We start from the raw sequence: 14,858 nt of genomic DNA on the forward strand, positions 1-14,858 counted from the left end.
TTTATTCACCAAAACTTTGAAGTTTGGTTTAAAAGTAGTTTTACTATAAATTTTGTATATTAATTAATAATTTTATTTTTTTCAAATTCATCCATCTTAAAATTCTCATAGTTACTCAATACGTCATTTATTACCTGTTTTTCCCTCTTACTTATAACATACCCCTCCACATCATTTTTTATGAAGTTTGGAAAGGAATCTGCAAATTTTAATGCGTGCTTTGTCATAAACTGTATGGAAAAACTTTTATCTCTTAACTCCCTTATTCTTCTGCTATATCCAGAACCTGTAATAATGATTATATACACAATAATTGCAACAAAAAATATTTTCATTATGCCAAACATCATTCCATAAAATTTGTCAAATTTTTTCATTTTTATACTTTGTAAAAATTTTCCATTAATTATTAGAATAGCAGAATAAACAATACATTGGATTACAACCATAATAATAAATATTTTTAACTGATTTCTTGGATTAATCCTGTTCGAGTTTAAAAAAAACTTATAAATATGATTTGTTATAAAAATAATAAAAATATATTTAAACATATTAAAAAATTCTAAAGAAAAACCTCTTCTATAGCCAAGAATAATAAATATTACTAACAACACTATAAATCCAATATCCAATATCATTTTTCTTACTCCTGTTTTTCCACATAAATTCTAGGCACTCTTTGACTTATTCCACACATAATTTCATATGAAATCGTGTTACACAGATCAGCAACTTCCACAACACTTATATTTTCTCCAAAAAATTCCACAACATCGCCTTTTTTAGCCATATTCTTCAATTCCTCAGGAAGCAAAACCATAAGCTGATCCATACAGATACGCCCTACAATTTCACATTTATGCCCTTTGTAAAAAACATAGCCTTTATTTGACAAATCACGTCTTACCCCGTCAGCATAACCAATTGAAACAGTTGCATAAGTTTTCCCGGCTTTTCCCAAATACGTATTTCCATAACTTATAAAACTATCTTCCTTCAATGTTTTTATATAGCTTATCTTTGCCAAAAGGGACATTACCGGCTTAAACTTATATGGAGCTGTTTCTTCGTCCGTAACTCCACCATAAAGAATAATTCCCACTCTTACAAAATCCTCTATGCTATCCTGAAATTTCAGAGTTCCAAAGCTGTTGTGCAGATGTCTATATTTTATTGTTTGTATCTCACTTGATATTTTTTCACACATTGCTTTAAATTTGCTTTCCTGCAATTTTGTATAGTCTTTGTCGCTATCTGATGATGAAAAATGCGAGAAAATTCCTATTGGATTAATATGGCTGGAATTTTTAAGAATTTCATTCAGTTTTTCAGTTTCACTTTCCTGGAAGCCTACACGCCCCATTCCAGTATCTATCTTTATAAACACATCCGTAGTTTTCCCTTTTTCTTTCCCAGTTTTTTCCAAATATTCTATTTCCTCAAAATCTGTTACCATAAAATAAATATTTTTATCTGCAATTAAATCCATGTACTCATTTTCCACGGGCCCCAGTATCAGCACCATAATATCATCATGAAGTTCTTTTATTTTAAGTGCCTCATCACTTGTTGCAACTGCGAAGTTTTTAATTCCCTTTTTTATCAGGGCATCACATATTTCAAGCATCCCATGTCCATAGGCATCCGCCTTTATAACTGCTATTATCTTATCCTTTGCCACAATTTTTTCAATTTCATCAATATTGCCATATAAATTATTTATATTTATTTCTGCCCAGCATCGCATTTTTCAATTCACCTTCTAAATTCATCTTTTTATTTATTTTTTTAATATACGTATCATCAATACACTTTTTTCAATTAAACTAAAACCTTATCTTTTTCATCATATCCATTTACTGTCTTACCAGAACTTTTTATAACATCTTTAGCTTTTGGCTCATTTTTACCTTTTTTCATTATATAAACCAAAGGACTTGCTACAAATACTGATGAATAAGTTCCGACAAGCATTCCTATAAATAGAGTCATACTAAATGTCTTTAATGTGCTTCCACCAAGAATGAGCAATACAATTACAGAAAATAATGTAGTTACTGACGTATAGATTGATCTTGTAAATACTTGATTTATAGATTTTTCTATTACTTCTCCAAACGACAATGTAACTTTATTTCTGCCTTCCCTGTTCTTTTTAATATTTTCACGAATTCTATCAAATACAACGATTGTATCGTTAATGGAATATCCTAAAATTGTAAGAATTGCCGCAATAAATGGTGTATCTATTTCATATCTGAGCATTGCAATAACTCCAAAGGCAATAATAACATCATGAACTAATGCCACAATTCCTGCCACCGCATAAATAAACTCAAATCTTACCGTAATATAAATAATAATTAAAATACTTCCAATTAACAATGCCTGAATTGCATTTGCCGTCAATTCCTTACCGATTACTGCACCTACAGTTTCATTTTTCACAACTTCGTATTTTCCAGTTTTTTGACTCAATTCTGACATTACTTTTGCTTTTTGTGTATTATTTAATTGTTCAGTTCTTATGATAACTGTATTATCTGTATCTGAAAACTGCACTCTTTTAGCTTTCATTTGGGGAATTTCTCCAACTAGACTTCCTAATGTACTATTTACTGCATTCTGATCAATTTTTTTCTCATATTTTAGCTGCAACAATTCTCCACCTTTAAAATCCACACCTAGATTCAGTTTTAATACAAACAGTGAAATTAACGAAATTACAACCATTACTGTTGAAATTCCCAAATAAAGTTTTCTATTTTGTATTACTTTCAAATTAATCTTCATTCAAAGCTCCTTTCCAGAACAGTTGTTCCCTTTTTATATTAAATGTTTTTATAAGTAACTTTAATATTACTTTTGAAACAAATACTCCTGTAATTACCGTAGCGACTACCCCAAGTGCCAATGTTACTGCAAATCCTTTAATTGGCCCAGTTCCAAAGAAAAATAGCACTGTTGCAACAAGTAATGTTGTTATATTTCCATCAATTATCGCAGGAAAGGCATTTTCATATCCTTTTTCCACGGCATCATGCAGTGATTCTCCAAGCCGCAGTTCCTCCTTTATTCTCTCATAAGTAATTACATTCGAGTCAACCGCCATTCCTAACGTCAAGATAAATCCAGCAATTCCCGGAAGTGTCAAAGCCGCACCAATACCACTAAGTAATCCTAAAACTAGAACTCCATTTATTAATAATGCAATATCTGCAACAATTCCCGGCAGTTTATAAATCGCAATCATAAACACTGAAATTACACCCATTGCAATTAATCCAGCAATTCCAGTCTGTCTTATCGAATCCACACCAAGTGTCGCTCCAACTGTTCTATTTTCAACAATTTTAATTTCCACAGGCAATGCCCCTGATTTTAATAGATTTGCAAGGTTATTTGCTTCTTCCATTGAAAATCTTCCAGTTATAATTCCACTTCCACCGTTAATTTCACTATTGATTGTAGGTGCTGACTGTTCCTTGTTATCAAGCATTATTGCCAATTGTTTCCCAATATTTTCCCTTGTAATCTTGGCAAAAGTATTTGCCCCTTGTGAATTTAACTCAAAACTTACAGACGGCATCCCAACCTGATCTCTTGAAACTCCTGCTGATTTTAATGCGGAACCTTCCAATAGAACAGGCCCATAAGAACCGTCCTTGTTTTTTATCCTAAATTCCAGTTTTGCTGTCGTACCAATCAGTTCAATAGCCTTTTGAGGATCTTTTATCCCCGCAAGCTCCACTATCAATTTATCATTTCCACTAAGCTGAATAACAGGCTCAGCTACCCCAATACTATTTACCCGTCTTTCAATAATATTTCTAACCTTACTCATTGTATCAGGCTCAATTTTCCCCTGTGCCTGTAATACAACTGATGTTCCACCACGTAAATCAAGTCCCAGTTTTACTTTGTTAAAGTACAAAATAATAGCTGGAACAAAAATTACCAAAAGTAACCAAACATAATGTGATTTTTTATTCTGCATTTTTTCATCCTTTCTTTTTTTATTTTTTAACTCAATGTATCTAAATATTTTTGCAAAATGATTGACGCTGCAACCATATCTACTACTTTTCTACGTTCTTTTCCATTCTTTTTGGAATAGTTTTTTAAATAATGTTCAGCCTCTGTCGTAGTGTAACGCTCATCCATAAAGATAATCTGAATATTTGGAATACTTTTTTTTAATTCTTCCACAAATTCTTCCACTTTTTCCACTTGACGTTTCTTCATGCCATCTAGGCTTTTTGGCATTCCCACTACAACTTTTTTTGTGCCTTCATCATCCAATATTTCCTTTATTCTTTCAACGGGATTTGTCTTTGTCCTGTCAATCACTTCAAGAGCAGTCGCTAAAATTCCCAAAGGATCACATTTTGCAACTCCAATTCTGACATCTCCCACATCTAATCCAATAAATTTTTTCATTTTTTATTTCTCATTTCTTAAATATTCCACAACAAGTTTAATATTTTATAATTTAAAAAATCAATTTTCAAAGCAAATTATTCAAATCAATTTTTTTAAAAATTTCAACTAAATCAAAATAAGCCACTATTATAATTTTTCAGTTACAAACTCAAATGCCTTTTCAACAGCTTCTTTTACAGCACTTCCATCTTTTCCACCAGCCTGTGCAAAGTCAGGACGTCCTCCACCGTTCCCACCAGCGATTTGAGCTGCAACTTTTACTATTTCTCCAGCCTTCACTTTTGAAATCAAGTCTTTTGTAACTCCAACTACGAAAATTGCCTTTCCATTGTTATTTGTTCCCAAAATGATGATTCCAGACTGCATTTTTTCTTTTCCTCTGTCTACAATCTCTTTCAATTCATCAACATTTTTATTTTCAAATGATGTTTTTAACACTTTCACACCATTTACTGTTTCAACGTTTTCAAGCATTTCATTGATTTCGTATTTTACAAGTTTTGTCTGCATTTCTTCGTATACTTTTACTGCCGCTCTCATATCCCCAATATATTTTTCGATAATATCGACAACATTTTTTTCATCTGTTCTGAAAATATCAGATATTTCCTTTATTTTTTCTTCAAGCCTATTTACGTAATTTAAACTCTTGTGTCCTGTTGTGGCTGTAATTCTACGTGTTCCTGAAGCAATCCCGCTTTCAGATTCAATATTGAATAATCCGATTTCTCCAGTCGATTTAACGTGCGTTCCTCCGCAAAGTTCAATGGAATATCCGTCAATTTCAACAACACGGACTATATCTCCGTATTTATCCGAGAAAAGTGCCATTGCTCCTCTTGCCTTTGCATCTTCAATATTTTCATAATTAATTTTTACCTGTAAGTTCGATAAAATAATGTCATTTACACCTTTTTCAATTTTTTCAATCATTTCTGGACTAATTGCCTCGTAATGTGAAAAGTCAAATCTTAATTTTTCATCATCCACAAGCGATCCAGACTGCTCAACGTGTGTTCCAAGATTTTCTCTTAAAACTTTGTGTAAAATATGTGTAGCTGTATGATTTCTCTGAATATCTTTTCTACGATTTACATCAATTTGCATTTTCACTTCTACGCCTACCGCTGGAGCAATTCCCCTTGTAATTTCAACCTGATGAATAAAGACATCGTGTTTTTTAACCACATTTACAACTCTTCCTTCAAATTCTCCAGAAGTAATAATTCCCGTATCAGCAACTTGCCCTCCAGATTCAGCATAAAACGGCGTTTTATCAAAAATCATCTCGTATCCTGAAATTCCTTCACTTTTGGCAATATGTAAAAGCGTGCTTTTTTCCTCAAAATTTTCTAAATATCCAGTAAATTCTGTTTTCCCATGTTTTTCAAAAAATTCATCTATAAATTCATCTTTTATCATATCAGAAATTGTTGTTCTACTGTCTTTTGAACGCTGTACCTGTTCTGCCAGTTTTTTCTCAAATTCTTCTTCTGATGCTTCAAATCCTTGATTTTCCAAGATTAATTTTGTAAGTTCAAATGGGAATCCAAAAGTATCATACAGTTTGAAAGTCAGTTCAGCTGGCAATTCCTTCTGATTTGCCCCTTTTAATTTTTGAATTTCTTCTTCCAGCATTTCAGTTCCATTTTTCAAAGTTGTTGCAAATCTTTCTTCTTCCAGTCTTATAACTTTTTCAATATATTCCTGCTTTTCAGCTAACTCTGGATATGCTTCATTCATTGTCTCAAGAACATAAGGTACTAATTTATAAAGAAATATATCTTCTTTTTCAAAAACCTTCTGTTTTGCGGCACTTCCAGCTCCAAAGGCACGTCTTATAATTTTTCTTAAAATATATCCACGCCCTTCGTTTGACGGCAATACTCCATCTCCAATCAAAAATACTGAGGCTCTTACGTGATCGGCAATAATTTTTATTGCTTCCTCATTTTCATTTCCTTGAATTTCAAGTACAGATTTTATCCCTTTTATAATATTTGTAAACAAATCAGTATCAAAGTTGTTATCCTTGTTTTGCACAACAGAAGCAATTCTTTCAAGTCCTGCCCCTGTGTCAATATTCTTTTCTGGAAGCGGCACAAGTGAACCGTCTTCAAGCCTGTTCCATTCAGTAAATACCAGATTCCAGATTTCTAAAAATCTATCTCCATCGTCTCCCGGCTTTCTGTCAGCTTCTTCGTTATTTTTCCCCATATTCTGAGTATCGTAATAAATCTCGCTGCAAGGCCCGCAAGATCCCACAGGCCCTGCTGCCCACCAGTTGTCCTCTTCTCCAAGTTTAACAATTCTTTCTGCCGGCACTCCAATTTCCTTATTCCAAATTTCATAAGCCTCATCATCTGTTTTATACACAGACACCCAAAGTCTGTCCTCTTCCAGTTTCAATACTTTCGTTATATACTCCCAAGACCATTCAATAGCTTCCTTTTTAAAATAATCTCCAAACGAGAAATTTCCTAACATTTCAAAAAATGTATGATGTCTAGGCGTTCTTCCTACATTTTCCAAGTCATTAGTTCTAATACATTTCTGATAAGTAGTAATTCTTTTAAATGGTGCCTCCTTTTCTCCCAAGAAAAACGGTTTAAACGGTACCATTCCTGCTACAGTCAGCAATAAACTCTTATCATCTGGTATAAGCGATGCACTTTCAAAATGCTTATGCTCTTTTGATTTAAAAAAATCTACAAAACTTTTTCTTATTTCATTTCCTGTCATTATTTGTTTGAGATTGTTGAAACAATCCCGCTCCTTTCCTATTGTATCTTTATTTTATTATTGTAAAATTATTATTTTCAACCAATATTGCTTCTTTATTATTAATCAGTTTCAAATCCAATTTATCTTTATACAGTTCAACAGTATTTCTCGAACCTTCCACAAAAGGCTCTTCCTCAAAATGAGGAACTATGTAAAAATCTACTAGATTTAATCCTGCATAATCATCTAATTCTGTTGCCAATGTCTTGTCATCCACTATAGAGGCATACTCTATATCAGGAGCCGCTATTACTGAACCTGCTGATTCTCCAATATATAGCAGTCCATTTTCTATTCTTTCCTTTAAATAAGGTATTAAATTTTTTCTTTTTAATTCTTGCAATAAATAAAATGTATTTCCGCCAGAAATAAAAATTATCTTTGCTTCTGACAATTTTTCTTTTGCAATCTCTTCTGAAAAAACAGAAACATCAAAATTTTCCACTTCATATCCAAAATCTTCAAATACCTTCTGTGTAAGATGTATGTATTTTTTATATTCATCCACATTAGTTGCTGTTGGAATAAATAATATTTTCTTACTTTCAGTATTTTTATCTAAAAATTTTTTTACAAGTTCTATGCTTTCGTATAAAGACGATGTTAAAATCATATTTTTCAAAAAAATCATCCTCTCTAATCAAGTTTGAAGTTATCCCCTAGATAAACTCTTCTAGCCGTTTCATCATTTGCAATCTGCTGTCCTGTTCCTGCAATCAGAATTGTGCCTTCCGCCATTATATATGCTCTTTCTGTAATTCTCAACGTTTCACGCACGTTATGATCGGTAATTAGTATTCCAAGTCCACGTTCCTTTAACTGCATTATTATATTCTGGATATCCTCAACTGCAATCGGATCTACTCCCGCAAAAGGTTCATCCAGCAGTATAAAATCTGGATTTGTAGAAATAGTTCTAGCAATTTCCACACGTCTACGTTCCCCTCCAGAAAGTGCATATCCCAAACTTTTCGCTACATGAGACAATTTAAATTCCTCGATAAGATTTTCCATTGTGGCAATTCTTTCTTTCTTATTAACTCCTCGCATTTCAAGAACCGATACAATATTTTCCTCCACAGTCAAGTTCCTAAAGACAGAAGCCTCCTGAGGCAAATATCCAAGCCCAAGCCTAGCTCTCTTATACATTGGCAAATTTGTAATTTCCTCCCCATTGTACATAACTCTGCCATGATTAGGCCTCACAATTCCTGTAATCATATAAAAGGTAGTCGTTTTTCCAGCTCCATTAGGCCCAAGCAGTCCCACAACTTCACCCTTTTCCATCGACAGGCTCACACTTTTTACAACTTCCCTGTTTTTATATATTTTCTTCAAGCTATCGGCTTCTATACTAATTTTTCTAGCCATATCTTCTCCCATTTTAAAATTATCATTCAAATAACTTTACTTATCGAAAGTTACCACTTCGCTATATTATAAATCATTTTTACTTTTTTTTCTACTTTTTTTTAAAATTTGCAAAAAGTCAGATTATTATTTTATTCTTCTATCCATATATTCCACATTCAAATATATTACACAATGTAAAATTACAAACAATATCAATATAAAAGTTCCAAAAAATTCAAAAAAAACTGTACCAAATATTGTACTAAAAAATAAATATCCAACATTTAATCTTTCTAACATTGGGTATGTTAAACCTAAAAAACTTTCTGTAGTAAAAAAAATAAAAATTAGATATGTAATAACGAAAAATATTATTTTCAGCCAGTTTCTTTTCATCAAATGCAAATTATAATCCCAAGATTCCTTTAAATTAAACGGCCTTGCAGAAAATAACGGAATAAAATAAAACATATACAACCACAAAATTACCATTGCTATCAAATATATTGCGAGAAAAATTAAAAGAAGTTCATCAAAAAACGTTAGATAAGGGAAAAAAGATTTTCCAATATAACTGACTATATAGTATATAAAATATAAAAAGAAAAATTTTGAAGCTGACTGTCCTAGTCTTAAATAATTTTTTTCTTCTATTTTAAAAATTACTTTTTGATAAAACAAAAAAAGTACCAAATAATAACAAAAGTTAAAAATCGAAAATAAATTTAACACAGGAAAAAGTGAAGTATTCTGAAGAAGATAACCTCCCATAATTCTAATACAATCTATTAAAAAGAAAAATAATATCCACCACACGCCATTCCTGTCAAAAAGTAAACTTTTAAAAACAAAAAAAGTATATTTTATTTGCTGAAAAATATTTAAATTCTTTTCTGTTAATTTTTCCTGTAACTCTTTCATATCCATAATATCCCATAATCCTCTCTATTTTAATTTCAAAAATTTTTATACTGTTTCTCATAGCAAAGAAAAGTGAGTATTCTCTACCCACTTTCTCTTGTATTATTAAAATTGTTTCTGGTAAGATGCACCACCGTATCTTAATGTTGCCACATTCCTATCTCCGTTTTTGCTCCATGAAATTGGTACATCTATTGTTCCCCTGCTTACATTTACTCTTACTGATGAAGGTAAATTTCCACCGTCTTCTGGAACATAAATATTTCTTGCAGCTCTAACGAGCATTTCGTGTGCCGATTCTGTTGGAACGCTTACATTAAAGGTTCTTTCAGCTGTGTCCATTCCAGCTTTTGCAATTGCAGTTAATGTTACTCCTCTGCTTCCACCACCATAAAACTGTTTGTTAATTCTTCCAGATACTGAAAACAGGCTTGAGTTTGAGGAACGCCATTTTATTGTAACTGGGACTCCATTTGAGGCTGTCATTGATTTTGGCAGGTTAATTCCACCTCTTGTACTTACCTCCCCTTCAGGAATTGATAATTTGCCTACTACTTCCTGAGTTGCTGCGGCATTTTTAGGATCAGATTTTCCCTGTTCCTCGTTATTCTGGATTTCATATTGCATCTGGATATTTCCTTCATTTTCAAGAATCCTCTTATCCATATCATAAATTGCACTTTTAGACGAAATTTGCGTCTTCCCTTGATAAGTTACTACATTTCCATTTAATTTTATTTTTTTATCCTTTAAATAAATTGTAGCTTTATCCGCACTTGTGTTAATCGCCCTGAATTGTGGCAATGTACTTACAATTTTTACATTATTTCTGGCATATCCTTCTTCCTTGTTCATATCCATATACAAATAGTTTGCAGTCATTTTAGTATTATTTTTGAAATCAACCATAACCTTATCTCTTGCCAGAATCAGGTTTCTTGCCGAATCCATTTCATTATATTGGGAATCAAGCGTAACTTCCTTATAAGTCATATGCACATTTTCCTTAATTTCACTACGTGTAATACTCATATTGCTTCCGTTTTTATGCGAAACGAAATAAACTTTGGCAGTATTTCCAATAAAGTTTACTGCTTCTGATTCCACAAGCGGCCTTGGATCATTTACAAGATCTTTTACATTTCCACGAATTTTACCTTTAACATGCCCATCAAACCTAAATTCCTTTTTCTCAAAACTTCCACGTCCTGTGTCAGATGTAATTCTATCTCCCTGAACACTTGTCATTTCCATTTTATTTGCAAAAATATCCTTTGAAATTGTGTTCATCGTTCCATTTGCACCATGTACATTAAAGTTTTGTTTTTTTACGTTAAATGGGCCACTCATTGTAGCATCTCCTGTTGGAAATACATACACAAGTCCAGTTCCATCCATTTTATAATCGTCATAATTTGCAGTATAGTAGTCATTTGTTGTGAGTGTTTCTGTCTTTAAGTCATAAACTCCACTTCGATACGTTCCTGTCGTTTTTCTTGGCAGATAGTTATAAGTCCCGTTTCCATCACCATTTAATATTCTGGCAATTTCATCGTAGAATACGTGATCTCCTGTTACTATCAGCGTTGGACTCGTATATTTTACATGTCCTCTTCCGTCAACTTGCTTTTTCTTTACAAAGTATGAAGCGGTATCTGCTGAAATCACGCTGTTTTTACCGGTATAGACAATATTTCCTTGCCCATCTATACGCTCATCCTTCATATAATAGTCAACTTTATTACCAGTTAGTTTATTTTCAGGATCCGTATAAATTACGTTCCCTTCTGCATTTCCAATTTTATTTATGTCATCATAACGCATTTTGTCTGCACGCAGTTCCCTTTTTGTCTGTTCTTCCTTGTAAACTGTATGCCCTTCTGCAAATGATACTTTCGTTGGATCATTATAAGTAATTTTATCTGCTGTCAAAGTCTTTTTATCTTTTTTATTATTATAGCTTGCATGCCCAATTGCCACAATTGTTTCAAATTTTGTCGTCGTTTCAACCCTGTCCGCTTCAGAAACTGTATCATCAACAGTATTTATCAATTTTGTCCTTACTGGTGAAATTAACGTATCTCCCTGCTTCTTATATTCAACACGTTCTGTGTAAATTTCCCATTTTTTGTCCTTTGTTGTTCCAACAACTTTTTTCATTAGCGTAACATCAGATGTCTTGGTATTAACTTCCCCTTCTTTTCCAGAAATTAGCATCTTTTTCTTTACCAAGTCCACGATTACATTTTTGAACCTGATAATTTCATCTCCCTCAGATCCAATCTGCTCATCCGCATAAATAATCGCATCATCCTTTAATCTATACACAACTTTTTTGGCTTTCATATCCTTTTGCATCTGTTCCAGCGGTGTTGGAATCTTTTTAAAGAATATCGCATATATGAAATATATCAATATTAATACCAGCCCACCATAAGCTATTTTTTTCCACATTATTTTTCTCCTGTTTTACCGTTTTTAATTCCCATTTTTCATATTTTCCTTAAGTTCAAACAAAAATTTCATTGCATCCATCGGTGTAATATTATTTATATCATAATTTTCTATTTTATTTACAATTTCTTGCAAATTTTCCTTCTCTTCTTTAATTTGTGCCAACTTTTCCTCGTAAAATTGATTATTTTCAGCATTTTCAAGATCATTTGCAGTTTCATTTTCAAATTCTTCTAAATCACTCTCAAATTCCAAATTTCCTCCAAAAAGTGAAAGCTGGTGAACATCCACAGTTCTCTCAATCAGCTCTTTTTTCTGCTCCAGCCGTTTCAATATTTTTTTACTTTCAATCAAAATTTCCTTTGGAAGTCCAGCCAATTTTGCCACTTCAATCCCATACGACTTATCAGCCCCACCTTTTACAATATTCCGTAAAAACATCACTTTTCCCTGCTTTTCATCCACTTCTATCCGATAATTTACAATATGTGCAAATTTATTTTCCAAATCAGTAAGCTCGTGATAATGTGTTGCAAAAACTGTCTTAGCACCGATTTTATCGTGAATATACATTGAAATAGCAGTTGCAATGGAAACTCCATCGGTTGTGGAAGTTCCACGTCCAACTTCATCCAGTATTATCAAGCTTTTCTCAGTTGCATTGTTCAGAATGTTGGAAACTTCGCTCATTTCCACCATAAACGTACTTTGTCCCGTCAAAATATCATCAGAAGCCCCAATCCGTGTCAAATATTTATCTATAATCGACAAACTCGCCTTTCTGGCAGGCACGAACGAACCAATCTGAGCCATTATGGAAATTAATGCAATTTGCTTCATATACGTTGATTTTCCCGACATATTAGGCCCTGTCAGCACAACAAAGCTTGCCTTTTCAGTAAAAACTGTATCATTTGAAACATAATCCGTCCTTCCAATCAGTTTTTCCACAACTGGATGTCTTCCACCCTCAATTTCAAAGGAATATTCCTCATTCATTTCAGGTTTTACGTAATCATTTTCAATGGCACTTACAGCAAAAGATACCATTACATCAATGTATGCCAGTCTTTCCGCAAGTTCTGACAAAATTTTCCGATGTTCCTTGATTTTCCCGCTAATTTCCTTAAACAAATGGTACTCCAAATCTTCGATTTTCGCTTTGGAATTTATTATTGTGTCCTCATATTTTTTCAGCTCAGGCGTAATGTATCTCTCTGAATTTGAAAGAGTCTGTTTTCTTATGTAATGTTCTGGCACCATATCCAGATTTGCTTTTGTAATTTCGATGAAGTAACCAAAAACCTTGTTAAACTTTATTTTCATATTTCGAATTCCAGTTGCTTCCCTTTCCCGCTGTTCAATATCCAGCAAAAAGTCTTTCCCAGAATTCATAATATTTCTAATTTCATCCAGTTCCGCATTGTATCCAGATTTTATAATTCCGCCTTCACGCACTGAAAACGGTGCATCTTCATTTATACTGTCATCTATTATTTTATAACATTCAAACAAAATATTCACATCAATATTCTGGAAAAAATCCGTATTTTTCAAAATTTTCATTATTTCAACAGCAGATTTTATCGTCTTTTTCAATGCCGTCAAATCTTTCCCATTTTCACTCCCAAAGGTTATTTTCCCCAAAAGCCGCTCTAAATCGTAAATATCCTCAAGTTTTTCCCTCAAATCTTCACGAATTAAGATATTATCAATAAAATACTGTACATCTTCCTGTCTTTTTCTTATTTTATCAACATTTAAAAGCGGATTATTTATAAATCTTTTTAAAAGCCGTGTTCCCATCGAAGTTTTACACTCGTCTAACACCCACAGAAGCGAGCCATAAACAGTTTTTTCCCTCTGATTTTTCAAAAGTTCCAGATTTCTGCTTGTAATCGCATTTATTTCAGCGTAATTGGAAATATTCACAAACTCAATCTTTTCTACAGTCAGCTCATGTTCAACCTGCATAGTAGCTGCATAATCAAGCGCCATCGCAGCAGCCCCAATTATTCCCTTTTTATCCTTAATTCCATAACTTTCCAGCGATACAATCTCAAAATAGTCCATAAGATACTTCGCACTGTCCCGAACTTTACTCACAAAAGTTACAACCGAATCATTCTTTTGTAAAAAATCATCTAACTTTTCCTTTATTTCCCCGTAAAAATCCTCTGTAACAAGCACTTCCTTAGGCTCAATCTTATTAATCTCATTAAATAATTTTACAAAATCATCATCCTTTTCAACTTCCGTTACCTTAAACTCTCCAGTAGTTATATCAATATACGCAATTCCAAGTTTATTTTCAATTTTCAAAATACTCATCAAGTAATTATTGCTCTTGGCATCAAGTGCCTCCACATCCACAACCGTTCCAGGCGTTATAATCTTCACAACTTCTCGTTTTACAATTCCCTTTGCCATCTTCGGATCTTCTGTCTGTTCACAAATCGCAACTTTATACCCTTTTGAAACAAGTTTTGTTATATATGAATCTGCCGAATGAAACGGAACCCCCGCAAGCGGTACATCCATATTCTTCTCCTTATTTCTCGAAGTAAGTGTAAGCCCCAGTTCCCGTGACGCCTTCACCGCATCCTCAAAAAACATTTCATAAAAATCACCCAATCTAAAAAACAATATAGAATCCTCAAAATTTGATTTTATCTCCTTATATTGCCTCATAAGCGGTGTATCTGCCATCGTTATTTTACCTCTGTTCTCTTTATTTTTTTATCTTTAAATTTTATCATAGTTTATTTTCTTTTTCAATTTTTTAAAAAATTAATAAAAATTATACCCTACTTATTTCTTATTAAATTTATTGAAAATAAATTTTTGTTAATAAACATTTTTTCTATATTTTATATTTTTTTCTTTTTCTATACGTAAAG

Annotated in this window: 11 protein-coding genes; all 11 read right to left on the reverse strand. The window is 32.7% G+C overall.

What is annotated here, in order from left to right:
• Positions 1-59: 59 nt before the first annotated feature.
• The 11 genes from K324_RS0105585 to mutS all read right to left on the reverse strand — a co-directional run bounded on the left by K324_RS0105585 (position 60) and on the right by mutS (position 14,667).
• Positions 60-641 (reverse strand): CvpA family protein, encoded by a 582-nt coding sequence (locus tag K324_RS0105585; protein ID WP_026748287.1) that lies wholly within the window; start codon positions 639-641, stop codon positions 60-62.
• Between the two features lie 5 nt (positions 642-646).
• Positions 647-1,750: an alanine racemase gene (gene alr, locus K324_RS0105590; RefSeq protein WP_026748288.1), complete on the reverse strand. Its 1,104-nt coding sequence runs from the start codon at positions 1,748-1,750 to the stop codon at positions 647-649.
• 74 nt (positions 1,751-1,824) lie between these two features.
• Positions 1,825-2,796, reverse strand: coding sequence for a protein translocase subunit SecF (gene secF, locus K324_RS0105595; protein WP_026748289.1), 972 nt, complete (start codon positions 2,794-2,796; stop codon positions 1,825-1,827).
• Positions 2,786-4,000, reverse strand: coding sequence for a protein translocase subunit SecD (gene secD, locus K324_RS0105600; RefSeq protein WP_026748290.1), 1,215 nt, complete (start codon positions 3,998-4,000; stop codon positions 2,786-2,788). Before secD ends, secF begins: the two co-directional genes overlap by 11 nt.
• Positions 4,001-4,026: 26 nt before the next feature.
• A complete protein-coding gene (gene ruvX, locus K324_RS0105605; RefSeq protein WP_026748291.1) occupies positions 4,027-4,443 on the reverse strand; it encodes a Holliday junction resolvase RuvX in 417 nt (138 codons plus the stop codon).
• 129 nt (positions 4,444-4,572) lie between these two features.
• Positions 4,573-7,188: an alanine--tRNA ligase gene (gene alaS / locus K324_RS0105610; protein WP_026748292.1), complete on the reverse strand. Its 2,616-nt coding sequence runs from the start codon at positions 7,186-7,188 to the stop codon at positions 4,573-4,575.
• Positions 7,189-7,237: 49 nt separating this feature from the next.
• Complete coding sequence (locus tag K324_RS0105615) at positions 7,238-7,852, reverse strand: Type 1 glutamine amidotransferase-like domain-containing protein (protein ID WP_026748293.1); 615 nt, start codon at positions 7,850-7,852, stop codon at positions 7,238-7,240.
• Positions 7,853-7,866: 14 nt separating this feature from the next.
• Positions 7,867-8,601, reverse strand: coding sequence for an LPS export ABC transporter ATP-binding protein (gene lptB / locus K324_RS0105620; RefSeq protein ID WP_026748294.1), 735 nt, complete (start codon positions 8,599-8,601; stop codon positions 7,867-7,869).
• Positions 8,602-8,727: 126 nt separating this feature from the next.
• Positions 8,728-9,504: a hypothetical protein gene (locus K324_RS15975; protein WP_169720565.1), complete on the reverse strand. Its 777-nt coding sequence runs from the start codon at positions 9,502-9,504 to the stop codon at positions 8,728-8,730.
• Between the two features lie 105 nt (positions 9,505-9,609).
• Positions 9,610-11,958, reverse strand: a complete 2,349-nt coding sequence (locus tag K324_RS0105630) for an LptA/OstA family protein (protein WP_026748296.1) — start codon at positions 11,956-11,958, stop codon at positions 9,610-9,612.
• 24 nt (positions 11,959-11,982) lie between these two features.
• Positions 11,983-14,667 (reverse strand): DNA mismatch repair protein MutS, encoded by a 2,685-nt coding sequence (mutS, locus tag K324_RS0105635; protein WP_026748297.1) that lies wholly within the window; start codon positions 14,665-14,667, stop codon positions 11,983-11,985.
• Between the last annotated feature and the right edge of the window lie 191 nt (positions 14,668-14,858).

This window comes from Leptotrichia trevisanii DSM 22070, from assembly GCF_000482505.1.
GTDB classification, from domain to species: Bacteria; Fusobacteriota; Fusobacteriia; order Fusobacteriales; family Leptotrichiaceae; genus Leptotrichia; species Leptotrichia trevisanii.

What these genes read in the sequence shown, in the direction of transcription:
- K324_RS0105585 (WP_026748287.1), bottom strand. Translation starts at nt 641, where the DNA reads ATGATATTGGATATTGGATTTATAGTGTTGTTAGTAATATTTATTATT.
- alr (WP_026748288.1), bottom strand. Translation starts at nt 1,750, where the DNA reads ATGCGATGCTGGGCAGAAATAAATATAAATAATTTATATGGCAATATT.
- secF (WP_026748289.1), bottom strand. Translation starts at nt 2,796, where the DNA reads ATGAAGATTAATTTGAAAGTAATACAAAATAGAAAACTTTATTTGGGA.
- secD (WP_026748290.1), bottom strand. Translation starts at nt 4,000, where the DNA reads ATGCAGAATAAAAAATCACATTATGTTTGGTTACTTTTGGTAATTTTT.
- ruvX (WP_026748291.1), bottom strand. Translation starts at nt 4,443, where the DNA reads ATGAAAAAATTTATTGGATTAGATGTGGGAGATGTCAGAATTGGAGTT.
- alaS (WP_026748292.1), bottom strand. Translation starts at nt 7,188, where the DNA reads ATGACAGGAAATGAAATAAGAAAAAGTTTTGTAGATTTTTTTAAATCA.
- lptB (WP_026748294.1), bottom strand. Translation starts at nt 8,601, where the DNA reads ATGGCTAGAAAAATTAGTATAGAAGCCGATAGCTTGAAGAAAATATAT.
- K324_RS15975 (WP_169720565.1), bottom strand. Translation starts at nt 9,504, where the DNA reads ATGAAAGAGTTACAGGAAAAATTAACAGAAAAGAATTTAAATATTTTT.
- K324_RS0105630 (WP_026748296.1), bottom strand. Translation starts at nt 11,958, where the DNA reads ATGTGGAAAAAAATAGCTTATGGTGGGCTGGTATTAATATTGATATAT.
- mutS (WP_026748297.1), bottom strand. Translation starts at nt 14,667, where the DNA reads ATGGCAGATACACCGCTTATGAGGCAATATAAGGAGATAAAATCAAAT.